The 22,385-nt window shown below is 70.8% G+C and carries 23 protein-coding genes, 4 tRNA genes and 2 pseudogenes; 4 read left to right on the top strand and 25 right to left on the bottom strand.

The features are described 5' to 3' along the window. Positions 1–100 precede the first annotated feature (100 nt). Positions 101–862: a hypothetical protein gene (locus tag O7635_RS05070; RefSeq protein ID WP_278079241.1), complete on the top strand. Its 762-nt coding sequence runs from the start codon at positions 101–103 to the stop codon at positions 860–862. Next, a complete protein-coding gene (locus O7635_RS05075; RefSeq protein WP_278079242.1) occupies positions 859–1,269 on the top strand; it encodes a GntR family transcriptional regulator in 411 nt (136 codons plus the stop codon). The genes O7635_RS05070 and O7635_RS05075 overlap by 4 nt, the downstream gene beginning before the upstream one ends. Before the next feature lie 234 nt (positions 1,270–1,503). Here the strand turns inward: O7635_RS05075 and rplA are convergent, their stop codons facing one another. The 12 genes from rplA to O7635_RS05135 form a co-directional block, all read right to left on the bottom strand. Beyond that, positions 1,504–2,211 (bottom strand): 50S ribosomal protein L1, encoded by a 708-nt coding sequence (gene rplA / locus O7635_RS05080; RefSeq protein ID WP_278079243.1) that lies wholly within the window; start codon positions 2,209–2,211, stop codon positions 1,504–1,506. Positions 2,212–2,275: 64 nt separating this feature from the next. Further along, the gene (gene rplK, locus O7635_RS05085; protein ID WP_278079244.1) at positions 2,276–2,707 is read right to left on the bottom strand and encodes a 50S ribosomal protein L11; all 432 of its coding nucleotides are present in this window, start codon (positions 2,705–2,707) and stop codon (positions 2,276–2,278) included. A gap of 105 nt (positions 2,708–2,812) precedes the next feature. After that, positions 2,813–3,556, bottom strand: a complete 744-nt coding sequence (gene nusG, locus O7635_RS05090; protein WP_278079245.1) for a transcription termination/antitermination protein NusG — start codon at positions 3,554–3,556, stop codon at positions 2,813–2,815. Positions 3,557–3,598: 42 nt separating this feature from the next. Further along, positions 3,599–3,982: a preprotein translocase subunit SecE gene (gene secE, locus O7635_RS05095; RefSeq protein WP_278079246.1), complete on the bottom strand. Its 384-nt coding sequence runs from the start codon at positions 3,980–3,982 to the stop codon at positions 3,599–3,601. Positions 3,983–4,117: 135 nt separating this feature from the next. After that, a tRNA-Trp gene (locus O7635_RS05100) sits at positions 4,118–4,190 on the bottom strand. Positions 4,191–4,271: 81 nt separating this feature from the next. Beyond that, positions 4,272–4,673 carry a MaoC family dehydratase gene (locus tag O7635_RS05105; protein ID WP_278079247.1) on the bottom strand — a complete coding sequence of 134 codons (402 nt, stop codon included), beginning with the start codon at positions 4,671–4,673 and terminating at the stop codon, positions 4,272–4,274. A 3-nt stretch (positions 4,674–4,676) separates the two neighbouring features. Beyond that, the gene (locus O7635_RS05110) at positions 4,677–5,123 is read right to left on the bottom strand and encodes a MaoC family dehydratase N-terminal domain-containing protein (RefSeq protein ID WP_278079248.1); all 447 of its coding nucleotides are present in this window, start codon (positions 5,121–5,123) and stop codon (positions 4,677–4,679) included. Positions 5,124–5,218: 95 nt separating this feature from the next. Next, positions 5,219–5,386, bottom strand: coding sequence for a 50S ribosomal protein L33 (gene rpmG / locus O7635_RS05115; RefSeq protein ID WP_278079249.1), 168 nt, complete (start codon positions 5,384–5,386; stop codon positions 5,219–5,221). A gap of 105 nt (positions 5,387–5,491) precedes the next feature. Then, positions 5,492–5,564: transfer RNA gene (locus tag O7635_RS05120), tRNA-Met, on the bottom strand. A 13-nt stretch (positions 5,565–5,577) separates the two neighbouring features. Beyond that, a tRNA-Thr gene (locus O7635_RS05125) sits at positions 5,578–5,650 on the bottom strand. Between the two features lie 92 nt (positions 5,651–5,742). Continuing rightward, positions 5,743–8,223 (bottom strand): bifunctional diguanylate cyclase/phosphodiesterase, encoded by a 2,481-nt coding sequence (locus O7635_RS05130; protein ID WP_278085372.1) that lies wholly within the window; start codon positions 8,221–8,223, stop codon positions 5,743–5,745. A gap of 106 nt (positions 8,224–8,329) precedes the next feature. After that, a complete protein-coding gene (locus O7635_RS05135) occupies positions 8,330–8,458 on the bottom strand; it encodes a hypothetical protein (RefSeq protein WP_278079250.1) in 129 nt (42 codons plus the stop codon). Between the two features lie 282 nt (positions 8,459–8,740). On the opposite strand from O7635_RS05135, the gene O7635_RS05140 reads away from it, so the two are divergent. Further along, a complete protein-coding gene (locus O7635_RS05140) occupies positions 8,741–9,202 on the top strand; it encodes a hypothetical protein (protein WP_278079251.1) in 462 nt (153 codons plus the stop codon). Between the two features lie 135 nt (positions 9,203–9,337). Here O7635_RS05140 and O7635_RS05145 read toward each other — a convergent pair whose 3' ends face one another. Together O7635_RS05145 and O7635_RS05150 are read right to left on the bottom strand one after the other, a co-directional pair. Continuing rightward, complete coding sequence (locus O7635_RS05145; RefSeq protein ID WP_278079252.1) at positions 9,338–9,763, bottom strand: VOC family protein; 426 nt, start codon at positions 9,761–9,763, stop codon at positions 9,338–9,340. Between the two features lie 78 nt (positions 9,764–9,841). Then, positions 9,842–9,925: transfer RNA gene (locus O7635_RS05150), tRNA-Tyr, on the bottom strand. Positions 9,926–10,073: 148 nt separating this feature from the next. Between O7635_RS05150 and O7635_RS05155 the strand changes: the two genes are divergently transcribed. Beyond that, complete coding sequence (locus O7635_RS05155; RefSeq protein ID WP_278079253.1) at positions 10,074–10,571, top strand: YajQ family cyclic di-GMP-binding protein; 498 nt, start codon at positions 10,074–10,076, stop codon at positions 10,569–10,571. A gap of 162 nt (positions 10,572–10,733) precedes the next feature. Here O7635_RS05155 and O7635_RS05160 read toward each other — a convergent pair. The 11 genes and pseudogenes from O7635_RS05160 to O7635_RS05210 all read right to left on the bottom strand — a co-directional run bounded on the left by O7635_RS05160 (position 10,734) and on the right by O7635_RS05210 (position 22,338). Continuing rightward, positions 10,734–11,732: pseudogene (locus O7635_RS05160) on the bottom strand (IS481 family transposase). Positions 11,733–11,854: 122 nt separating this feature from the next. Then, a complete protein-coding gene (locus tag O7635_RS05165) occupies positions 11,855–13,114 on the bottom strand; it encodes an MFS transporter (protein WP_278079254.1) in 1,260 nt (419 codons plus the stop codon). Between the two features lie 89 nt (positions 13,115–13,203). Next, the gene (gene htpX, locus O7635_RS05170; protein WP_278079255.1) at positions 13,204–14,091 is read right to left on the bottom strand and encodes a zinc metalloprotease HtpX; all 888 of its coding nucleotides are present in this window, start codon (positions 14,089–14,091) and stop codon (positions 13,204–13,206) included. 332 nt (positions 14,092–14,423) lie between these two features. After that, positions 14,424–15,149, bottom strand: a complete 726-nt coding sequence (locus O7635_RS05175) for an SRPBCC family protein (RefSeq protein ID WP_278079256.1) — start codon at positions 15,147–15,149, stop codon at positions 14,424–14,426. Between the two features lie 87 nt (positions 15,150–15,236). Beyond that, the gene (locus O7635_RS05180; protein WP_278079257.1) at positions 15,237–16,724 is read right to left on the bottom strand and encodes a proton-conducting transporter membrane subunit; all 1,488 of its coding nucleotides are present in this window, start codon (positions 16,722–16,724) and stop codon (positions 15,237–15,239) included. After that, positions 16,721–18,238 (bottom strand): NADH-quinone oxidoreductase subunit M, encoded by a 1,518-nt coding sequence (locus tag O7635_RS05185; protein WP_278079258.1) that lies wholly within the window; start codon positions 18,236–18,238, stop codon positions 16,721–16,723. Before O7635_RS05185 ends, O7635_RS05180 begins: the two co-directional genes overlap by 4 nt. Continuing rightward, a complete protein-coding gene (locus O7635_RS05190) occupies positions 18,235–20,094 on the bottom strand; it encodes an NADH-quinone oxidoreductase subunit L (protein ID WP_278079259.1) in 1,860 nt (619 codons plus the stop codon). Before O7635_RS05190 ends, O7635_RS05185 begins: the two co-directional genes overlap by 4 nt. After that, positions 20,091–20,435, bottom strand: coding sequence for an NADH-quinone oxidoreductase subunit NuoK (gene nuoK, locus O7635_RS05195; RefSeq protein ID WP_278079260.1), 345 nt, complete (start codon positions 20,433–20,435; stop codon positions 20,091–20,093). The genes O7635_RS05190 and nuoK overlap by 4 nt, the downstream gene beginning before the upstream one ends. After that, positions 20,432–20,935: an NADH-quinone oxidoreductase subunit J gene (locus O7635_RS05200; RefSeq protein ID WP_278079261.1), complete on the bottom strand. Its 504-nt coding sequence runs from the start codon at positions 20,933–20,935 to the stop codon at positions 20,432–20,434. The genes nuoK and O7635_RS05200 overlap by 4 nt, the downstream gene beginning before the upstream one ends. Positions 20,936–20,964: 29 nt before the next feature. Beyond that, positions 20,965–21,471, bottom strand: a pseudogene (locus O7635_RS05205) (NADH-quinone oxidoreductase subunit I); the annotation flags it as partial. Positions 21,472–21,588: 117 nt separating this feature from the next. Beyond that, the gene (locus O7635_RS05210; RefSeq protein WP_278079263.1) at positions 21,589–22,338 is read right to left on the bottom strand and encodes a hypothetical protein; all 750 of its coding nucleotides are present in this window, start codon (positions 22,336–22,338) and stop codon (positions 21,589–21,591) included. Positions 22,339–22,385 lie beyond the last annotated feature (47 nt).

Genomic DNA, 22,385 nt, shown 5'->3' on the forward strand with positions numbered 1-22,385 from the left:
TCTTCCATGGCCGGCCGGGAAACGGAACCTTTGCATCAAGCGCTTGATACAAGCACTCGTCATTTGTGACAATCGGCCGATACAAATGAGGAGGGCGCGCATGGAGCTGTTCCGATTGGCCGGCCTGATCGCGGGGGTCCTGGCCGCCTGGGTGTTGAGCGTCTGGGGCGAGCCGAACATCGCGCCGGCGCTCGCGGTGCCGGCGCTGGCGGCGTCGCTCGCGGCCGGCCTGTGGCTGGCGGACCGGGCGGTGCCCCGGCCGGCCGGCGCGGGTGTCCGGACCGCCCGCCTCGTCCCGCGCCGCACCCTCGACCTGGTGCCGGCCGGTCCGGCGGCCGGCGTGGTGCTACTGACCGTCGCCCTCGGCGGCCTGCTCGGTGTCACCGGGCCGGCGTCGACGGCGCACACCCGGTCGACGGTCATGCCCAACAACCCGCTCGACGGCCGGCACATCGGCTGCGTCTCGGGCGGCGTCGGGCAGCAGGGACCGTGGCCTGGTTGGTTCTACGCGATCACGATCGGCGCCACGCTGGCTCTGGTCGCGGCCGGCACGGTGGTGGTGCTGCGCCGGCTGGTCACCCGACCGGTCGACGACGCGGACCGCCGGGCGACGGCGAACGGCGTCGTGTCGGCGCTCGGGGTGCTGACCGCGGTGACCCTGGGCGGCTGCGCCTATTTCACCCATTCGATCCTGGGCCAGCCGGGCGTCTGCGAGAGCCCGGTGGCGACGTCCACCCGCCCGTGGCTGCTCGCCCCGATGCTCGTGGCGCTAGCCGCCGGCGGCTACTACGCGGTCCGTCTGGTCCGTCCACCGTCCAACCCGGAGGCCCGCCGCGTCGGCGCGGTCGTCGCGGCCCGATGACCGCCGAGCCGCTGATCACCGTCGACCCGGCCGCGCCGGTGCCGCCCTACGTGCAGATCCGCGACCAGATCGCCGACCTGGTCAGCACCGGTGGACTGACCGCGGGCACCCGCCTGCCGCCGGTGCGCCAGCTGGCGGCCGACCTGGGCCTGGCCGCCGGCACCGTGGCCCGCGCCTACCAGGAGCTGGAGGCCACCGGCCACCTGGAAACCCGCCGCGGCGGTGGCACCCGGGTGGCCGCCCAGGCCGGCGATCGCCGGGACGCCGTGCTCCGGCAACACGCCGCGGACTTCGCCGCCATCATGCGCCGCCTCGGCGTGCCACTCGACGAGGCCTTGACGGCCGTCACCGACGCCTTCGCCGACTCGACCGCGACCGCCGGGCTACCGGGCCGGCGGCCGTCCTGATCGAAGGGGACCGCCGGACCACGGGGCGTCCCGCTCGGACGAGACCGCCGGACCACGGGACGTCCCGCTCGAAGGAGACCGCCGGACCACCGGGCGGCCGACCGTCCTGATCGGAACCGACGGCGGACGCCGAGCTCTGGCGGGAGCGGCGGTCGTGCCCACGACGGGCCCGAGCAATGAAAATCGCCCGTCACCCTCGAACGGAGGGTGACGGGCGATTCTTGGCGCTGAGGGTCAGCTCTCCTCGCGGAGGTTCTTGACCACCTTGGGGTCGACCGGGACGCCCGGGCCCATCGTGGTGGTGAAGGTGACCTTCTTGAGGTAGGTGCCCTTGGCCGCGGACGGCTTGGCCCGGAGGACCTCGTCGAGCACGGCGGCGTAGTTGTCCACCAGCTGCTCCTCGGAGAACGAGGCCTTGCCGATGATCAGGTGCAGGTTGGAGTGCTTGTCGACGCGGAAGGTGATCTTTCCGCCCTTGATGTCCGAGACGGCCTTGGTCACGTCCATGGTGACGGTGCCGGTCTTCGGGTTCGGCATCAGGCCGCGCGGGCCCAGGATCCGCGCGATCCGGCCGATCTTGGCCATCTGGTCCGGCGTGGCGATTGCCGCGTCGAAGTCGAGCCAGCCCTCCTGGATGCGGGCGACCAGGTCGTCGGTGCCGACGGCGTCGGCGCCGGCCGCGGTGGCCTCGTCGGCCTTGGCGCCGGCCGCGAACACGATGACGCGCGCGGTCTTTCCGGTGCCGTGCGGCAGGTTGACCGTGCCGCGGACCATCTGGTCAGCCTTACGCGGGTCGACCCCGAGGCGCATCGCGACCTCGACCGTGGGGTCGAACTTGACCGTGGTGGAACCCTTGGTGAGCTTGACGGCTTCGGCCGGGGTGTAGAGCTTGTCCCGGTCGATCTGCTCGGCCGCCTTGCGGTAACTCTTGCTGCGCTGCATGTCGGTAGATCTCCTGTGGTAGTTGGCGGACCGCCACGTCCAGGGCGGCCCTCCCACGAATAGGTCAGTCGCGGACCGTGATGCCCATCGAGCGGGCGGTGCCGGCGATGATCCGCTCGGCGTGCTCCACGTCGTTGGCGTTGAGGTCGGCCATCTTGCGCTCGGCGATCTCGCGGAGCTGGGCGCGGCTCACCGAGCCGACCTTGGCCGTGTGCGGGGTGCCGGAGCCCTTGGGCACGCCGGCGGCCTTGATCAGCAGGCGCGCGGCGGGCGGGGTCTTCAGCACGAAGCTGAACGAGCGGTCCTCGAAGACGCTGATCTCAGCCGGGACGATGTCGCCCCGCTGCTGCTCGGTCTCCTTGTTGTACTGCTTGCAGAACTCCATGATGTTCACGCCGTGCTGGCCGAGGGCCGGACCGACCGGCGGCGCCGGGGTCGCCTGGCCCGCGGGCAGCTGCAGCGTGAAGGTCTTCACGAGCTTCTTCTTCGGAGGCATGTCACTTCCTGGGCTTCGGGTGGATTCGACCGGCCGATCAGCCGGAGCCCGCGCACGGTCAAGCGCGGCCCCGGCGGGCCGACGTACAAGCGTAACTCAGCGGTTTTAGATCTTCGCGACCTGGTTGAAGTTGAGCTCCACCGGCGTCTCCCGACCGAAGATCGAGACGAGCACCTTGAGCTTCTGCTGGTCGGCGTTGATCTCACTGATCGTCGCGGGCAGCGAGGCGAACGCGCCGTCGGTGACGGTGACGGAGTCGCCGACCTCGAAGTCGAGCACCTTGACCTCGACCTTGGTCTTCTTGGTCTCGGCGGTTTCGACCGCGGGCGCCAGCCACTTGAGCACCTCGTCGAGCGAAAGCGGCGCGGGGCGGTCGGCCCGGTCGGTGGCGCCGACGAAGCCGGTGACACCAGGCGTGTTGCGCACGCAGGAGTACGACTCCGGGGTCAGCTCCATCCGGACCAGGATGTAGCCCGGGAAGACCTTGTTCTGCACCTGGAGCCGCTTGCCGTTCTTGACCTCGACCTCTTCGCGGGTCGGCACCTCGACCTGGAAGATGAACTCCTCCATGTCGAGGCTGGTGATCCGGGTCTCGAGGTTGGTCTTGACCTTGTTCTCGTAGCCGGCGTACGAGTGCACGACGTACCAGTCGCCGGGCGCGTAACGCAGCTTCTGCCGCAGCTCGGCAACCGGGTCGTAGTCTTCGTCGGGCTCGACCAGCGCGGTGTCGCCGGCCTCGTCGCTGGTTTCGGTGTCGTCGGTCGCGGCCTCGATCGAACCGTCGGTGTCCGCCGTGGCCACCGACGACTGCTCGTCGATGATCTCGCCGGTCTCGTCGTACTCAGGCACGCTCATTCACTTCCGTCTGTGTGTGGGTCGGCTCCGCCGCCCTCAGTTGCCGAAGACCGCCAGGACGCCCTTGGCGAAGCCGAGGTCGAGCAGGCCGACGATCGCCAGCATGAACGCGACGAACACGACCACGACGGCCGTGTAGGTCAGCAGCTCCTTGCGGGTCGGCCAGATGACCTTACGCAGCTCGGCGACGACCTCGCGGAAGAACCGGGCGATCCGCCCGAAGAACCCCACGCGACCCGTTTCGGTGCGCTTGGTCTCGCTCTTCTCGCCGGCCTTGGCGACGCGGGAGCGCGTCGCGGTGCCGCCGCGGGAAACCGGCTCGTCCTCATCGGTGGCGTCGTCGTCGACAGCGTCGTCGAACGCCTCGTCGTCAAGGCGGTCGTCGGCGAACTCGTCGTCGCGCCGATTCTTCTCGGCCACTTCGCCCTCCGTCGCGGTCGCGTGGTGCTTCGGTCACCCGACCTTAGCCGCTCGACGGGGCTGGCTGAACGATCGCCGGCAGGGCCCCCTGCTCGGCGAAGCCAATCCCTAGTCAAGCCGGTCAGGCCATGGGCGCAGGGGTGACAGGACTTGAACCTGCAGCCTGCGGTTTTGGAGACCGCTGCTCTGCCAATTGAGCTACACCCCTTTGCGAGGTGCAACCCCACGAGCGCAAGCAGCGTCGCAGGGGTCACGGACCCCACGGCGGACCAGTGTACGGGTAGCCGCCCTACTTTCCCAACCGGGAGGTTCGCACCGTCGCCTTCGCCTGCGACAGCACCTTCTCGCCGCGGCAGGTGGCCGTGATGGCCAGCACGGTGTGACCTTCGTCGGTCGTGCCCTTCACCTCGGCGGACACCTCGACCTCGGTGCCGGTGTCGTCGTCGGGCACCGGCACCGGGCGGCTGAACCGCACCGAGAAGTCGACGACCGCGTCGGGCGCGCCGGCCCATTCGGTGACCGCGCGACCGACCAGCGCCATCGTCAGCATGCCGTGGGCGATCACGCCCGGCAGGCCCACCTTGGTGGCGAACCGCTCGTTCCAGTGGATCGGGTTGAAGTCACCGGACGCGCCCGCGTAGCGGACGAGGTCGGCCCGGGTCACCGGGTAGGTGCGCTTCGGCAGGTCCATCGGTCAGCCCTCCCCACGGATGACGAGCTTCGACCAGGCGGTCGCCACGGGCTGGCCCGCGGTGTCGCTGATGTCGGTGCGCGTGGTGATGAAGTCGTGGCCGCCGCGCGAGATGATCTCCTCGATCGTCTGCACGCCGACGAGCTCGTCGCCCGCCACGATCGGCCGGGTGTAGTGGAAGCGCTGGTCGCCGTGCACGACCCGCGAGTAGTCGATCGCCAGGTCCGGGTCGTCGACGACGTCGTTGTTGGACGCGAACGAGACCACGGTCGGGAACGTCGGTGGCGCGATCACGTCGGCGTAGCCGAGGGCGCGGGCCGCCTCCGGGTCGTGGTAGGCGGCGTCGGTGGCGCCGATCGCCTTCGCGAACTCACGGATCTTCTCGCGGCCGACCAGGTAGGGCGGGGTGGGCGGGTAACTGCGGCCTACGTACGACGGGTCCAGAGGCATGCGCTGATGGTAAGCGCCCGGGGCCGGGTGCAGCACAACGGCCGGCCCGCCGTGTTGGCGGTGCCGGCCGAGTGAAGCCTGAACGGAGCGCTGGGTCAGCGGGTCTCGCGGTGGACCGTGTGGCGGCCGTCGCGCGGGCAGAACTTGCGCAGCTCGATGCGGTCCGGGTCGTTACGCCGGTTCTTCCGCGTGATGTAGTTGCGCTCCTTGCACTCCGTGCACGCCAAAGTGATCTTGGGACGGACGTCGGTCGCCTTGGCCACGGCGGGGTGCCTTCCTCGTAACGGGTGTGAACCTACCGGCCGACCAGATTACCTGGCCGTGCGGTCATTCAGCAAAACGGGCGCCGGTGGCGCCCGAATCAACAGTAGCGGTGGCCGGACTTGAACCGGCGACACAGCGATTATGAGCCGCTTGCTCTGCCAACTGAGCTACACCGCCGCGGGTGGAACAGAGCCCCCTTACGGAATCGAACCGTAGACCTTCTCCTTACCATGGAGACGCTCTGCCGACTGAGCTAAGGGGGCGCGCGATCTAGCTCGCTGACGCGCAGGGGTAAGAGTACACGGCCGTTGTCAGGCCACGAAATCGGGATACGCGTGCCGTCCGGGCGAGTATGTCAGGTGACCGCGCGCAGTCTGCGGACCTCGCCGGCGGCCGTCGAGTCGGCCTCCGTCTGCGCCGCGAACCAGGCCTCGAGCCGCTCGTAGGGCAGTGGACGGCTGAACAGGAAGCCCTGGCCGACCTCGCAACCGATGTCCTGCAACAGCTCCAGCGTCAGCTCGCTCTCGACGCCTTCGGCGACCACCGTGAGGCCGAACTGCTGCGAGAGCGTCACGACCGCGTTGACGATCGCGAGGTCGGCCGGGTCGGTCGCCATGCCCTGCACGAACGAGCGGTCCACCTTGACCTCGTGCACCGGCAACCGGCGGAGGTACGACAGCGACGAGTAGCCGGTGCCGAAGTCGTCCACCGACAGGCGTACGCCGATGTCGCGCAACCGGCGCAACGTGGGCATCGGCCGGTCGGTGCCGTCCAGGACGCCCTCTTCCTTGATCTCGAAGGTCAGCCGGTGCGGGGCGACGCCGTACTCGCCCAGGAGCTCCTGGACACGGGTCGGGAAGTCGGCGTCGATCAGCGTACGGGCGGAGAGGTTGACCGAGATCGACAACGGGTGGTCGGTGGCGGCCCAGTCGCGGCAGCGCTTGAGACCCTCCTTGAGGACGGCCTCGGTGAGCCGGCCGAGCTGCCCGGTGTGCTCGGCGACGGCGACGAAGTCCTCCGGTGGCACGGCGCCGTGGGCCGGGTGCTCCCAGCGGGCGAGGCACTCGACACCGATCAACCGGCGGTCGGTGAGCGTGACCTTGGGCTGGAAGTAGACCTCGATCTGGTCGTCGTCGAGGGCCTGGCGCAGGTCGCCGGCGAGCGAGAGGCGGCGGACCGAGCGCGATTCGAGGCCGGCGTTGAAGAGCTGGATGCTGCCGGGCACGGTCTTGGCCGCGGTGGCGGCGAGATCGGCCCGCTGCAGCAACGTGGCCGCGTCACTCCCGTGATCGGGATGCACGACGATCCCGACGGCGGTCTCGACGTCGACCGTCAGGGAACCGAACACCATTTGATCGCGGATCTGCCGACGCATCTGCGCGCCCAGCGCCTCGGCCGCTTCGGGACTCTCGACCCGCAACGTCACCGCGAACTCGTCGCCGCTGGCCCGCCCGACGAGCGCGCCAGATGGCGCATGCCGACGCAGGCGCCGACCAACCTCGGCGAGGACCTGGTCGCCCGCACCGTGGCCGAGCGACTCGTTGACCTGACGCAGGCCATCCACATCGAACAGAAGCAGCGCGACCTGTTCGCCAGGCGCACGAACGCCCACTGATTCTTCGATCGCTGCGGTGATCCGCCGCCGATTGGGCAGGCCGGTCAGCGAGTCGTGGTTGGCGTCGTGGCGCAGGCGATCAACCAAGCGCGAGTTCTCGACCGCAACGGCCGCATGAGCCGCGATGGTCTCCAGCAACCGCGCGTCGCCGGGACCCAACGTGGCGTTGTCACCCAGCCGGTTGGCCACCTCGAGCGTGCCGATGACCGCCGAGCCTGCCCGCAACGCTACGACGATGGCATCCTTCGACCCCACCGCGGCCAACTCGGCGCGCAAGTCCTCACCGCCGAGGCGGTGACCGATGGCTATCGTCTCCCCGCTCTCCCGAACACGATGACGGATCGAATCGGGCACCCCGGTGAGATCGACCAGCCCCGAGTCGTCGATGCGGGCGCTAAGCAGAATTTCCGGGTAGCGCCCTAGCGCGGGCAACCACAGGGTGGCGTATTCGACTTGGAGCAACCCCCGCACCTGCTGCAACAGGACGTCGGTGAGACGGCCGTCGTGCGGAGTGTCAGCGATGGCGCGGGTCAGGTCATAGATTTCGCTGAGGGTGCGGTGCTGACGCACGAACTGGGTATACGAGCGGTAGGCGGCGACGAAACAGATACCCAGGGCCGCCAACAAGGCAACTGCCCACGGTCCCTGCTGGATGATCACCAGCGTGACGAGACCGATCGTGAGATTGATACCGCTGACGATGTGACCGGGTGTGGCGATCTGCACCAGCGTGCGGGTGGAGATGCGGCCCTGCACGAGGGTGATGACGCCAACCGTCGCGGCCAGCGTGAAGGTCGCGTAGCCGAACACCGCGACGGCGATGACGGCCCACTCGAACGGGCCGGCTTCCTTGGGCATGCCCGGCGCGTGCAAGGGCCCGAACGCGAAGACCAGCAGGCACGCCAGCGCCGTTCCGGCCGCGTTGCTGGCGACGTTGAACCAGAGCTTGACCGGCGATGAACGGTGGACCTGGCGCGAGATGAGGATCGCCAGGACGCGAGCGACGATCAGCGTTAGGGGCGGGACCCAATACAGCGCCAGTACCAGCGGGATCTCTGTTAGAACGATCTTGAACGCTTGACGACGAACCTGGAAGACGAGTGGCGTCAGGTCGGCCGTGACGAACAGACCCAGGAAAAGCAGGCCGAGAAGCCAGCTACCGGCGAAGTCCCTCTGGTTGAGGCAGATGACCAGCGTGACCAGGACAGCGAACAGCGCCATCGGCGCGGTCAGCAGCCAGGCAAGATCTTCTGAGCGACGAACGTTGCTGCGGGCAGCGGTCACCGGTTCACGCTCTCACTATGGGCGCGACGCCGCGCCGTCCCTGTCAGCCCCAGTCGTAACTGAAGGCGGTGAACGCGGACTCGGACGCGACGTTCGACACCACGGAGCCGACACCCGAGACCTCGGCGCGGTCGACGTAGGCGTCGGCCGACGCGACACCTCCTGCGACCAAGGCTCCAAAACCGAGAACGGCAAAGATGGCGGCCCGACCGACCCAACGGCCGAACAAGCGTGCGCGCATCTGGTTGCTCCTGTCACAAGGTGGGGCGGTGGTGAGTAAGAAGATGGTGCCACATCATGCACGGCCAAGCACAGGGCATCAGGCCGGGCCCGAACCATCGGCAGATGAAAACCCAACCAATCGTATGAGCCCAACCTTAGACGTCCCTTTGCAAGGTCGCATTTGTCCAGTGGCCGGCTGACCGTTCCGGTCCACTGCGGTGACAATCCGGTGATGACCGGACGACCCCGAACGGTGGACGCCCCGCCCCCGCGCACCCGCATCCTGGCCGAGTGCGACCGCCGTGGCCGGGATGCGGTGATCGATGGCTGCCTGACCCTGTTGTCCGGTGGGGACGACCGGGACCCCGCTCTCCTGCTGGTACTCGGCGGTCCGGCCACATCGTGGGCACTCGATCCGGAGCAGGGCGGTCCGGGATCTTCGCGCTGGTACTGGGTCCGCGTCTGGGCGGCGCGCGGGTTGCTCTGGGCGTGGGACGAGCGGGCCACATCGACGATCATCACGGCCCTGGCCGACCCGGAATGGCGCGTCCGCGAGATGGCCGCGAAGGTCGTCGCCCGCCATCTGGTCGGTGACGCATTGGCAGCGGTCACTGTGTTGCGAGCGGACCCGGTGCCGCGGGTGCGGGCGGCGGCGCAGCGGGCCGTGGTCGTCCTGACCGCCGCGGGCGCCTGACCACCCACTCGCCAGACTTTGATCTAGAAGATGCGGACATGCTTCTTCTTGCGGATGGCGCACACCCACCGCCAACGCCAGGACCCCAGGCTTCCACGACCGTGTTGGTTCCGCGTTGGACCGACGCGCGTTGCCTCAGGCGGTCGGTGCCGGTCGCGGCGGCCAGTGCCGGTGCTCGTCGTCGCTCGGACTCATCAACCCGATCTGATGCCCGTCCGGATCAGCGACGATCGCGTACCGCGACCCCCAGAACGCGTCGAACGGCACCTGACGGCTCTCGTACCCGGCCTCCGTGATCTTCCGCCACACCGCGTCCACCTCCTCGCGGCTCGGCAACCGGGTGCTGAGCACGCCGCTGCCCGCCGACGCCGGAGGCGAGCCGCTGTTCCACAACGCGACCGACCCGATCTCGTCGAGCTCGACCGACAGCCCGTCCGGGAACGCGAACTCGACATGTGGCCCGGTCGGCTCGCCCACCCACCCGAGCAGGCGATAGAAAGCGAGACTCGCCGCGAGATCGCGCACGAGATAATTCACCTGCGCCGGCACCGGGGGCGTCATTCGCACAGCGTGCCACGAACGCACACACGAAATTGGCCCCCGCCCGCGTTTCCGCTGGTCAGGGGCCGCTCTCAACGCTGGTGGCGGGTGAAGGATTCGAACCTTCGTAGCTTTCGCGACGGATTTACAGTCCGCTCCCATTGGCCGCTCGGGCAACCCGCCAGGGCGTGCCGCCACACCGGATGCGGCAGCGGAAGCAAGGATAGCGGTAGCACCGGCCCGCAACGCAACCGGGTACGGTCGGCATTGTTCGCGCCGCCGTGCCGGCGCGTAAACCGCCAGAACACCGCACCGACGCAGGAGCATGATCATGGCAGCGAACCCGTCCTTCGACGTCGTCAGCAAGGTCGACCACCAGGAGGTCGACAACGCCGTACGCCAGGCCGAGAAGGAACTCTCCACCCGCTTCGACTTCCGCGGCACCGGTGCGGAGATCACCTGGGCGGGCGGCGACGCGGCGGTCAACGTCAGCGCCGAGACCGAGGAGCGCGTCAAGGCCGCCCTCGACGTCTTCAAGGAGAAGCTGGTCAAGCGCAACATCTCGCTCAAGTCGCTGGACGCCGGCGAGCCGCGCCAGTCGGGCAAGACCTACAAGATCGACGCGAAGATCGTGCAGGGCATCGACTCCGAGAAGGCCAAGGCGATCAGCAAGATGATCCGCGACGAGGGCCCGAAGGGCGTCCAGGCCCAGATCCAGGGCGACCAGCTCCGCGTCACCGGCAAGAAGAAGGACGACCTCCAGGCCGTCATCACCCTCCTCAAGGGCGGCGACTTCGGCATCGCCCTGCAGTTCACGAACTACCGCTAGATCAAGAGCCAGAGCCGGTCCCGGGTCCGCCGGCGGCACGACCGTCGCTCCCGCCGGGGACCGCTCGCTCCGCTTCGCTGCCAGGCCCGCGCCTCACAACCTAGAGGCGCGGGCCTCGCGCGGCGTGCCTCATGCGGGGCCGAAGGCTCGCACGCCGGCGCACTAGGTGTGCTGCCCAGCGAGGTTGGTCAACCTGGTGATGGGTGGTAGGCCGCCGATCGCGGTGTGGGGTCGGTGGTGATTGTAGTGATGCAGGAAGGCCGGTAAGGCCTTCCTGCGGGCCTGTTCGCTGGTGTAGAGCCGGGCCAGTGCCCAGCCGTCGGTCATCGTGCGGTGGAACCGTTCGACCTTCCCGTTGGTCTGCGGCCGGTAGGGGCGGGTCTTGCGTGGGCGGATGCCCAGTTGGATGCAGGCGTCGCGCCAGGCGTGGGACTTGTAGGCCGATCCGTTGTCGGACAGGACCCGTTCGACGGTCACACCGCGGGCGGCGAACCACGCCACCGCGTGGCGCAGGACGTCGATGGCGGTGGCTGCCTTCTCGTCGTCGCGGATCTCGGCGTAGGCGACGCGGGAGTGGTCATCGATGACGGTGTGGACGAACGCGGTCCCGACTCTCGGTTCCCATTTCGCGTTACGGACCCCGGTGCGCTGGGCGGTGGCCTCGCGGTTGCGGTCGCCCTGGCGGCGCCCGACGAAACGCCAACCGCCCCCGTCGGGGACGTTCCCGTACTTCTTCACATCGACGTGCAGCATCGCCCCGGGATGATCGTGTTCGTAACGGCGGACAGGTTCCCCGGTGACCCGATCTATGTGGGTCAGCCGGTTGACCCGGCAGCGGACCAGGACCGCCTACACGGTCGAGGCCGCCATCGCCAGCTTGGCGGCGATCTGGACCGGTCCGAGACGGCGTTTCAACCGCAGGTGCACGATCGTGCGGACCAGCGGCTGCGGCGTGCGCGTCGGGCTGCGGTGCGGCCGGCTCGAGCGGTCCTGCATACCGGCCTCACCCGCGGCGTGGTACCGGTCAACCCACCGTTTCGCGGTCCGGTACGACACGTCGAACCGCCGCGCGGCCGCGGCGATCGTCCAGCCCTGCTCGACCACCAGCCGGGCCAGTTTCAGACGTGCTATCGGAGTCAAAGCTGCGTTAGCGTGTGCCACGAGGCCTCCAGTCAACGTGAAGCGGTTCTTCGACAGCTCCACTTCACGACCGGAGGCCTCACCCGTTCAAGACCTAAATCGTCTCGTCACACAACCTTGACCAACCTCCCCGAACAGCACAACTAGGCCGGGTCGGGGGTCAGGGCGTTCTCGAGGCGTAGGTCCGCGTGTTTCTCGGCTCGCCGGATCGGGCCCCTCGCCGGCGCCGCGACCGCCGCGCCCACCGCCACCGCGACCCCCGCGAACACGAACGCCCACGGCGCCCCCGCCCGGTCGACGAGCCACCCCGCCACCGCACCGCCCACGGCCGACGCCGCCACCGACACGGTAACCACCCAGGTATAGGCCTCGTTCAGCATCGACCCGGGCGCGATCCGGCCGACCATCGTGTTCTCGACGGTCAAGCCGGGAGCGATCACGACGCCGCCGAAGACCAGCGCGATGCCGAGGAGGAGTGGCGTAGGCATCACCGCGTACACCGCGAAGGTCGCCGCCAGCAGCGTCAACAGGAAGGCGAACTGGCGGGTCATGTTGGCCGCCGGCCGGCGGGTGCCGAACCAGAAGCCGCCGACCGCGCTGCCGACCGCCCACACCGCGAGCAGGATGCCGGCCAGGCTCTCGGGGTCGGCCACGCCCTCCGCGGCCGCGAACGCCGGCACCGTCACGCCGGTCGCGCCGAATGCCGTGCCGAGGCCGAACACGCAGACCAGCAGCGCCGGGAAGCCGCCGACCCGCAGCGGGCCCAGGCCCTTCGCGTGTGCCGACGGCGGGTGCGGTTGCCAACCCCGCATGACCTTGCCCAGCGCGACCACGACCGTGCCGACGAGGGTGACCACGCCCGCGCCCAGCAGGGCCGCGGTGGCGTCGGCGAACAGGAGGAAACCGGAGACCAGCAGCGGGCCGAGCACGAAGACGAGCTCGAACACCGCGGTCTCGGCGGCGAGGGCGAGGTTGCGCAGCGCGAAGCGACCGGTGGACGGCGCCGTGATGTCGTTCCAGGCGCCGCGAAGGGCGGCGGACAGCGGCGGGTACGTCGCGCCGGCGAGCGCCGTCGTCGCGTAGATGACGCCCAGGCCGTGGCTGTGCGCCAGCACCAGGGCCAGCAGCGCCAGCGGGTGGGCGATGCCGGTGGCCAGCAGAACCGGGGTCGGGCCGATCCGGTCGGCGATCCGGCCGGCGAGCGGGCTGAGCACGGCGCCGGACACCGCGTAGATGCCGCCGGCCACGCCCGCCGGGCCGAAGCGGCCGGTGACGCCCTGCACCACGAGCAGCAGGGCGAGCGGCGTCATGCCGATCCCGAGCCGGCCGATGATGCCGAAGACGAACAGCGCCGGTGCGCCGGGGATCCGCCAGACCACCAGGTACTGCCGAAGCGCTGCCACGAACGAGACACCCCCGTAACGACCGGAAGACCAGCCGAACCTAACGGTCGACTGGTCTTCCGGCCTACTTGTTTACGTGGTGACGCGGGTTACTGGAACTGCACCGGCCCCACCTCGCGCGGGTTGCGCGCCATCTCCTCCAGCCGCCGGACCCGGTCGGCCATCGGCGGGTGGGTGGAGAACAGCTTCGCGATGCCCGCACCGCTGAGCGGGTTGGCGATCATGAGGTGCGCGGTCCGGGTGTACTGGTTGTCAGCCGGCAGCGGCAGCTGCCGCGCGCCGGCGTCGATCTTCCGCAGCGCGCTGGCGAGGGCCAACGGGTCGCGGCTGAGCGCGGCGCCGGAGGCGTCGGCCTGGTACTCCCGGTTGCGGCTGATCGCCAGCTGGATGATCGACGCGGCGAACGGGCCGAGCACCAGCATCGCCAGGAACACCGCCGGGTTCGGGGCGTCGTCATCGTCGCCGCCGCCCAGCGGCACGAACCAGGCCAGGTACGCCAGGAACGTGATCATGCCGCTGATCGCCGCCGCGACGCTGGAGATCAGGATGTCGCGGTTGTAGACGTGCGACAGCTCGTGGCCGATCACCGCCCGCAGCTCGCGGTAGTCGAGGATCTGGGTGATGCCGGTCGTGACGCAGACCGCGGCGTGCTGCGGGTTGCGCCCGGTGGCGAAGGCGTTGGGCTGCATGGTCGGGCTGACATATAGCCGCGGCATCGGCTGCCGGGCGTCCGCGGCCAGCTCCCGCACCATCTGGTAGAGCGCCGGGAACTCCGCCTCGCTGACCGGCTGGGCCCGCATCGACCGCAACGCGATCTTGTCAGACCAGAAGTAGCTGGCACCGTTCATCAACAGCGAGATGATGAGCGCGATGATCAAACCGGACGTGCCGGAAACCGCGAAGCCGATGCCGAGAATGAGCGCTGTGAGCAGGCCAAGAAGCGCGGCCGTCTTGAGGCCGTTGTAATGCCTGTGCAACGCGTCCCTCCTTCAGAACGCGGGTGGGGTGAAACCCGCTGACCAGTGCAACGTCCCCATGCCATCGACCATGCCCGGAGCGGCTGTGAGTTAGCTGAAGGCGAACACCAGAAAACCTCCAAAGACCAACAAAAGCGGACAAAGATTTCCCGAGTCCGCGGTGGTCCGGACCGTCGCTCCCGCCGGGGACCGCTCGCTCCGCTTCGCCGCCAGGCCCGCGCCACCAGACCAGGCGCCGCCGCCGGCGTTAGGAACGGTCCGTTCTTCCGCGGAAAGCGTTGGTAACGGACCGTTCCTTACACCGGTCGAGGTCCGCGCGGGACGGCCCGCCGCTAACGATCGGCGTTCGGCAGCGGCGCGGTGCGCAGCAGGGATCGGACGGTCGAGGAGCGGCGGCCCGTTTCCGCTGATCTCACGTGCACGCGCCGGTCGCGGACGGCGACCGCGACCGCGGGCGCCGCCCGGCGCCACCACCCTCCGCGGCGGCGCACCAGCGCGGTCCAACCGCGCGGATCGACCGGGTCGCCCGGTAGCAGCGCCGTCATCCAACATTCCTGATGTGGGCCGTCGCACGCCTCCACCCAGCGCCCGCGAAGCCGGCGCCCGAGACGGCGCACCAGCGGTCGGGTTCGCTGCACGCGCCGGGCCGAGCCCGTCAGCGACCGCTCGACGTGATCGAAGACGTCTTCGACGGTCGCGTCGTGCAGTGCGACCAGCAACGGACGCAGCAGCGTGAAGGCGCCCTCCGTGGCGACGACCAGGCGATGCCGCACGAGGCAACCGTCACCCCGATCGACGATCTCGAACGCGTGATGGCCGCGCATACCGTGACCTGGCTCGAAGTCGAACCGCACCCGTCGACCGGGCACGTAGTCGGTCACCCGGTAGCGAACCGGACCGTGGCCACCCGCCGCTCCCACGCCGATGGGCTGGTCCAGCCACATCGGCTCCGCCACGTCGGTCCGCCACATGCGGTCATCAGCCGAGCCCAGCGTCGCCAGAAGCGCGCCGACCCGATCAGCCGGCGCCGCGACCACCCGCTCATGAGTGATGATCACTCTTCCAGTATCGCCTCGCGGCCCGCCCGGCGGACCCGACCGCGCGGATCCGGCTCGAGTCGAGGGCCGGCAGGGATGCGTTCAGTGTCAGCGGGCGGACCAGTCCAGGACCAGTTGGGGGGCGAAGCCGATCGCCACCGCGAAGGCGGTGGCGATCAGGAGCACGCCGGCCACCGGCCAGGCCACCGGGCGCGAGGGGCGGTTCAGGGGGTCGGGCGCATAGAGGAGAGCGGCCACCCGGACGTAGTAGGCCAAGCCGATCACCGCGTTCAGGGCGACCACGACCGCGAGCCAACCCGAGGAGCCGGTGAGCAGCGAGCGGACCACGGCGACTTTCGCGAAGAGTCCGGCCAGGCCCGGGGGCAGCCCGGCCAGGCCGATCAGGGCCAGCGCCAGCGCCGCACCGATCCAGCGGTGCCGGCGGGCGGCGCCGCGGTAGGAGTCCAGGCGGCCGCCGTCGGCGGTGGGCTCGCGGAGGGCGACCACGGCCGCGAACGCCGCCAATTCGAGGACCACGAAGAAGACCGTGTAGGCCACCGCCGCGGTGACCGCCGTCGAGGACGCCGCCGGAGTGCGGCCCGAGGCCAGCGCGAGCGCGCCCAGCGGCGCCAGGATGTAGCCCGCCTGGGCCACCGACGACCAGGCCAGCAGCCGGGTCATCCGGATCTGTCGCAGCGCCACCAGGTTGCCGACCGTCATCGTCAGCACGGCCAGCGCCGCCAATAGCGGGCCGGTCACCGCCGGCGGCAGCGCCACCGTCACCACCGCCAGGATGGCGACCACGCCGCCCAGCTTCGACGCCGTCGACAGGTAGGCGGCCACCGGCAGCGGCGCGCCGTCGTAGGTGGCCGGCGCCCACGCGTGGAACGGCACCGCCGCCACCTTGAAGGCCAGCCCCAGCACCAGCAGCGCGATGCCCACCGAGGTCAGCGGCAGGTCCAGGGCGCGCACGGGAGCACCGCCGGCCAGCGAGACGTCGCCCGTCAGGGCGGGAAGCAGGGCGGCCAGGTGGAGGCGGCCGGTCACCGCGTAGAGGATGGCGGCGCCGAGCAGGGAGACCGCCGTCGCGACCACGCTGACCACGAAGAACGTAACCGCGGCCGCCGCGCTCTCCATGGTCTGCCGGCGCAGGCCGACCAGGACGTACAACGGGAGGGTCAGGGTTTCGAGGGCGACGATCAGCGTGATCAGGTCGCCGGCCGCGGCCAGAACCACGCCGCCGGTCATCGAGCACGCCAGCAGGAAGCAATATTCGCCCGTGGGCGCCACGCCCGCCCGCAGCAGCGGCGCCGACAAGCCGAGGACGCCCAGGGTCAGGAAGCCGAAGACGGCGGCGACCAGGGCCGACCGGTTGGTCAGCAGGTAGGAGCAACCGTCCGGCAGGCAGAACGTCGACCTGTCGCCGCCGGCCCCGACGACGATCGCGACCACCGCGGTCGCCAGCGCGCCACCGGCGGCCACCGCGAGCGTCACCACCCGCCGCGCCACGAACAGGTCGGCCAGCAGGACCAGCACCGCCGTACCCGCGGCCAGGTAGCCCGGCAGCAGCGCGACGTTGTCGACCGCCTGGGTCACCGCGTCACCGCCTCGATCAGGGCCTGCACCGGCGCCTCGGACAGGCCGAGCACGAGCGCCGGCACCAGGCCGACGACGAGCGCGAGCACGACCAGCGGCGACCAGGCCACGAGTTCCATGCCGCTGAGCCGGACCGGCGCCGCGGACGAAACCGCGGGTGAGGCCGCGCCGTGGGTGACCTTGCGGAGCAGGCGCAGGAAGTACGCCGCGGTCAGCGCGCCACCGATCGCCGCCAGCACGCCCAGCGTCACCCAGCCGGCGCCGCCCCGTTCGAACGCCGCGACCACCGCGAACGCCTCGCCCCAGAACCCGGCCAGCCCGGGCAGCCCGAGCGACGCGATCGCGGCGAAGGCCAGCAGCCCGGACAGCCACGGCGACCGCTCCCGCAGCCCGCCGAGCACCGCCAGGTCACCCGTGTGGAACCGGTCCTTGACCGCCCCAGCGAGGAAGAACAGCAGGCCGGTGATGATGCCGTGCGCCACGTTGCCGATCAGCGCGGCCTGGATGCCGGTCGCGGTCAACGTCGCGACGCCGAGCAGCACGAAGCCCATGTGGCCCACGCTGGAATAGGCGATCAGCCGCTTGAGCTCGGTCTGCGCGAGGCACACGAGACAGCCGACCAGGATCGCGGCGACGGCCAGGGCCCCCAGCAGCGGCGACGCCCACCGGGCGCCCTCGGGCGCGACGCCGACCGCCACCCGGATCAGCCCGTAGGTGCCCATCTTCAGCAGCACGCCCGCCAGCAGCACGCTCCCCACGGTCGGGGCCTGGGTGTGCGCGTCGGGCAGCCAGGTGTGCAGCGGCCACAGTGGACTCTTCACCGCGAACGCGATCGCCAGCAGCGTAAAGGCGGCGAGCTGGGTGGTGCGGCTCAGCGTGACCGCGCCCGAGGTCAGCGTGACCAGGTCGGCGGTGCCGGCCGCGGCGACCACGGTGAACACGCCGACGAGCAGCAGCACCGAGCCGAACAGGGTGTAGAGGGCGAACTTGCGGGCCGCGTGCCGCCGCTGGTCGCCGCCCCAGCCGGCGATCACCGCGTACATCGGCAGCAGCACGACCTCGAAGAACACGAAGAACAGCACCAGGTCGAGGGCGAGGAACGTGCCGAGCATGCCGACCTCGACGACCAGCAGGAGGGCGACCAGCGTGTTGCCCCGGCCGCCGGACGGCACATGCCAGAGCGTGTAGAGGCAGCAGAGCAGGGTCAACAGCGTGGTCAACACGACCAGGGGGTACGAGACGCCGTCGACGCCGAAATGCAGCCGCAGGTCGAGCGCCGGCACCCAGGACGCGTCGACGGAGGCCCATGGCACGATCGGCGGCGCGTTGACAGTCGGCATGTAGCTGAACCAGGCGCTCGGGTGCGACAGCGCGCCGAGCAGCACGCTCGCCACCAGCGCCAGCGCGGCGAACCCCGCGCCGCACCACCGGCCGGCCCGGTCGGGCAGCAGCGCCGCCCCCACCGCGCCGGCGGCCGGCAGGGCGAGCACCGCGACCAGCAGAGCGTCGCTCATGTCGCACTCCCGTAGAGCGCCGCCGCGAGCCCGAGCACGAGCACGCCGGCCAGCAGCGCCGTCGCCGCGCGCGGCAGCCCGGCCCGGTGCCAGGCCGCCAACCGGTCGCCGGCGTCCGCGGTGCTCTGGCCCGTGCCTTCCACCGCCCCGTCGACCACCCGCTGATCCGTGGCGGACACACCCCGGGCGAGCGCCACGACGGGCCGCACGACCAGCCAGGACTGCACGTTGTCGAGCCAGAACGCGTGGTCGAACGTCGACCGCAACGGGCCGAGATAGCGGGCCGGGTCGGCCGCGGTGTCGCGCCGCCACAGCGCCCACACCAGCCCGACCCCGACCACCAGCATCGCCAGCGGCAGTGCGGTCTCGGCGCCGAGGTGGGCCAGCGACGTCTCCGGCAGGTCGACCACCAGCGGGGTGAGCCGCTCACCGAACCCGTCGGCGAACGCCAGCAACCCGAGCAGCGCGCTGGGCACCGCCAGCACGAGCACCGGCACCGCCATCGGCCACGGCGGCTCGTGGGCCGACTCCGCGCCGGCCGAACGGGGCGCGCCGAAGAACGTCCGCAGCCAGAGGCGGCCCGCGTACCAGGCGGTGACGAGGACCCCGGCGACGCCGACGCCGTAGACCACGCCCGGCAGCCAGCCCGCGTCGGCCGACGACGCCGCGTGCAGCACCGCGTCCTTGCTCCAGAACCCGGCCAGCGGCGGCAGCCCGATCAGCGCGCCGAGCCCGATCGTCATCGCCCAGAACGTCCCCGGCATCCGGCGCCGCAGGCCGCCCATCGCCGACATCGAGTTGCTGCCCACGGCGTGGATCACCGAACCGGCCCCGAGGAACAGCAGCGCCTTGAACGCGGCGTGGGTGAGCAGGTGGAACAGCGCCACCGCGGGCGCGCCGACGGCCAGCGCGGCCGCCATGTAGCCGATCTGCGAGACCGTCGACCAGGCCAGCACCCGTTTGATGTCGTCCTGCGCGGTCGCGGCGAACGCCCCGATCAGCACGGTGATCACGGCCATGACGCCGAGCACCACCAGCGCCGGGTCGCCGAGCACGAACACCGGGTAGAGCCGGGTCACCACGTAGATGCCGGCGGCCACCATCGTGGCCGCGTGGATCAGCGCGGAGATCGGGGTCGGGCCGGCCATCGCGTCGGGCAACCAGGTGTGCAGCGGGAACTGCGCGCTCTTGCCGGCGACCCCGGCCAGCAGCAGGAGCGCGGCCGCGGTGACGGTGGCGGCAGGCAGGCCGGGCAGCGCGACCAGCACCTGCGTGATCCAGAAGCTGCCGGCGTTGACCCCGAGCAGCACGATGCCCAGCAGGAAGCCGATGTCGCCGACCCGGGTGACCAGGAACGCCTTCACCGCCGCCCGGGGCGCCTCGGGCAGCCGCCGGTCGTGGCCGATGAGCAGGTAGGAGCAGATGCCCATGACCTCCCAGCCGACCAGCAGCAGGATCAGGTCGCCGGCCACCACGACCAGCAGCATCGCGGCGGTGAAGAGGCTGACCTGGGCAGCGTACGGCGGGTAGCGGTCGTCGTCGTGCAGGTAGGTCGTCGAGTAGACCTGAACGGCCAGCGCGACCACGCCGACCGCCACCGCCACCAGTGCCGCCGCCTGGTCGATCCGCACACCCGCCGTGACCGACAGGTCGCCGATGCGGACCCAGTCGACGACCGTCTCGAACGGCTCCCCGACCCGCACGGCCAGCAGGATCGCGACCACGAGGGCCCCGGCCGCGCCGGCGATGCCGACGGAAGCCGCCGCGGTCCGGGACCGCAGCGGCAGGAGGAAACCGGAAAGAGCCGCCACCAGGGGTACGACGGGCAGCAGCGGCCCGAGCACGTCGAGGCTCATCGGCCCACCCGGGGTTCGTCGAGCTCGCTGGCCGGCGCGGCGTCGAGCCGCACGGTGTCGACCGCGACGCTGGCCCGCAGCCGGTAGAGCTGGAGCACGATGGCCAGGCCCACGCCCACCTCGGCCGCGGCGAGCACGATCACGAACAGGGCGAACACCTGCCCGCCGTGCGGCAGCGTGGCCCGGACCGTGGTGTCGGCGGTGACCAGGATCAGGTTGACCGCGTTGAGCATCAGCTCGACGGCCATCAGCACCAGCACCGCGTTGCGCCGGCGGAGCACGCCGTAGACGCCGGCGCCGAACAGCAGCGCGGCCACGACGTAGGGGATGACGGGTCTCATCGCCGGCTCCCGATGTCGGGCCGGGACACGATGATGGCGCCGACCAGCGCTGCGAGCAGGAGCACCGAGAGCACCTCGAACGGCAGCACCCAGGAGCGGAACAGCTCGGTGCCGATGGCCTCCGCGGTGCCGGGGGCCGGCAGGTCGACCGACGACCAGCGGAACGCGTCGGCGAACAACGCGGCGAGGCCGAGCCCGGCGCCACCGCCGATCAGCGCGGCCGGCAGGCCCGGCCGGTCGAGGTCGGGCGAGCGGCCGATCGGCGCGCGGGTCAGCATCACCGCGAACAGCAGCAGCACCACGACCGCGCCGACGTAGATCAGCACCTGGACCCAGGCCACCAGCTCGGCGGTGAGCACGAGGAACAGGCCGGCCAGCGCGCCGAGGCAGACCACGAGGTAGAGGCCGGCCCGGACGAGCTGGTCGGTGGTCACCACGAGGACGCCGGAACCCACTGCCACCGCCCCGAGGGCCAGCAGCAGCACGTCGGCGCCGGTCACCTGGGCGCCCTGGAGGGTGGCTCACCGCCGGCGCGCTTGGCCGCGGTCGCCTCCTCCTTGGCCGGTTCGCCGTTGGGGTCGTGCGCGGGCGGCGGCGGGACGGTGTCCATCCACTCCCCGAGCCGGTCCTTGTCGTGCAGCAGGTCGCGGATGTCGTATTCGGCGTACTCGAACTCGGGCGACCAGTAGAGCGCGTCGAACGGGCACGCCTCGATGCAGATCCCGCAGTACATGCACAGTGAGAAGTCGATGTCGAACCGGTCGAGCACGTTGCGCTGCCGGGCCCGGGCGGCGCCCGGCACGACGACCTCTTCCTTGTGCGAGTCGATGTAGATGCACCAGTCGGGGCACTCGCGCGCGCACAACATGCACACCGTGCAGTTCTCGGTGAGGAGGGCGATCACGCCCCGCGAGCGTGGCGGAAGGTCAGGCGCCACGTCCGGGTACTGGTGGGTGTGCGAACGGCGGGTCATCGTCTTCAACGTGACGGCCAGCCCCTTCGCCAGCCCTTCGCCGGGTACGCCCATGCCTGACATCCTGCCGCTAACGCGACGCGAGCGCGAGACCGGATCGATCTATCGGCGGGCGCGCCACGCAAACAGGACGCCCGGATGGGGCGTCCTGTTTGCCGGGGAGGGTTGGTGCCAGCGACCTCAGGCGGGGCCGCCGCCAGTCAGGCCCCATTGCTCTTGGACCGGGGCCGGATGGTAGTAGTCGTCACGGTTGACGAATTCGACCGGCAGGCCGCCCGGGAGGGCGACGCCGCGCTGCGGGTCGGTCAGCTCGTCGAGCAGCAGGGCCGAGCCGGCCCGCAGCTGCAGCGCGTCGCGGTCGCGCGGCGAGAGCTCGACGATGTCGGGGTTGGTCAGGCGGAACCCGGCGATCGACCGGCGGATGCTGAGCGCGAGCTCACGCCCGTCGCCGGCGACGCCGCCGGAGAGCATCAGCGCCGGGCGCCGGTTGGAGCGCATCGAGTCGCAGACGATCAGCACGCCCTGCGGGCCCGGGGCCGGCAGCAGGTGCAACCGCCATGGCCACTGCCAGAGGATCTGGCCGGTGGCCACCCGGGTCCCGCCGCCGAGGGCGGGGCGCCGGCGGGGCCGCGGACCGAACGACACCGAGCGGTGCCGCGGGCCGCCGACCCGGGCGAGGTCCCAGTCGTCGCAGACGTAGGCCAGCCGGCGGTCGGTGATGGTCACGTCCGCGTGCCGCGGCAGCGTCCACCGGCGCTCGGCGTGCCCGCCGGACGCGATCAGGTAACCGGCGACGTTGACCTGGCCACGCCAGAGCGGCTGCTCGCCGGGCTCGAGGACGACGGCGCGGTGCCGGTCGAGGACGGGACCGCTGTCGTCAGTCGGGTCGTCGAACCGGTACGGCTGGATGAAGAAGGGTGTGGCGGTCATCGGGACGGGGCCTCCAGGGTGAGGAACCTGTCACCATGTTGGCTTCG

Origin of the sequence: Asanoa sp. WMMD1127, assembly GCF_029626225.1 — a bacterium.
Taxonomy (GTDB): Bacteria; Actinomycetota; Actinomycetes; order Mycobacteriales; family Micromonosporaceae; genus Asanoa.

Excerpts from the sequence above, each read along its gene's own strand:
- O7635_RS05070 (WP_278079241.1), top strand. The coding sequence starts at position 101 with ATGGAGCTGTTCCGATTGGCCGGCCTGATCGCGGGGGTCCTGGCCGCC.
- O7635_RS05075 (WP_278079242.1), top strand. The coding sequence starts at position 859 with ATGACCGCCGAGCCGCTGATCACCGTCGACCCGGCCGCGCCGGTGCCG.
- rplA (WP_278079243.1), bottom strand. The coding sequence starts at position 2,211 with ATGCAGCGCAGCAAGAGTTACCGCAAGGCGGCCGAGCAGATCGACCGG.
- rplK (WP_278079244.1), bottom strand. The coding sequence starts at position 2,707 with ATGCCTCCGAAGAAGAAGCTCGTGAAGACCTTCACGCTGCAGCTGCCC.
- O7635_RS05105 (WP_278079247.1), bottom strand. The coding sequence starts at position 4,673 with ATGGACCTGCCGAAGCGCACCTACCCGGTGACCCGGGCCGACCTCGTC.
- O7635_RS05110 (WP_278079248.1), bottom strand. The coding sequence starts at position 5,123 with ATGCCTCTGGACCCGTCGTACGTAGGCCGCAGTTACCCGCCCACCCCG.
- O7635_RS05130 (WP_278085372.1), bottom strand. The coding sequence starts at position 8,223 with ATGGCGCTGTTCGCTGTCCTGGTCACGCTGGTCATCTGCCTCAACCAG.
- O7635_RS05140 (WP_278079251.1), top strand. The coding sequence starts at position 8,741 with ATGACCGGACGACCCCGAACGGTGGACGCCCCGCCCCCGCGCACCCGC.
- O7635_RS05145 (WP_278079252.1), bottom strand. The coding sequence starts at position 9,763 with ATGACGCCCCCGGTGCCGGCGCAGGTGAATTATCTCGTGCGCGATCTC.
- O7635_RS05155 (WP_278079253.1), top strand. The coding sequence starts at position 10,074 with ATGGCAGCGAACCCGTCCTTCGACGTCGTCAGCAAGGTCGACCACCAG.
- O7635_RS05185 (WP_278079258.1), bottom strand. The coding sequence starts at position 18,238 with ATGAGCGACGCTCTGCTGGTCGCGGTGCTCGCCCTGCCGGCCGCCGGC.
- O7635_RS05190 (WP_278079259.1), bottom strand. The coding sequence starts at position 20,094 with ATGAGCCTCGACGTGCTCGGGCCGCTGCTGCCCGTCGTACCCCTGGTG.
- nuoK (WP_278079260.1), bottom strand. The coding sequence starts at position 20,435 with ATGAGACCCGTCATCCCCTACGTCGTGGCCGCGCTGCTGTTCGGCGCC.
- O7635_RS05210 (WP_278079263.1), bottom strand. The coding sequence starts at position 22,338 with ATGACCGCCACACCCTTCTTCATCCAGCCGTACCGGTTCGACGACCCG.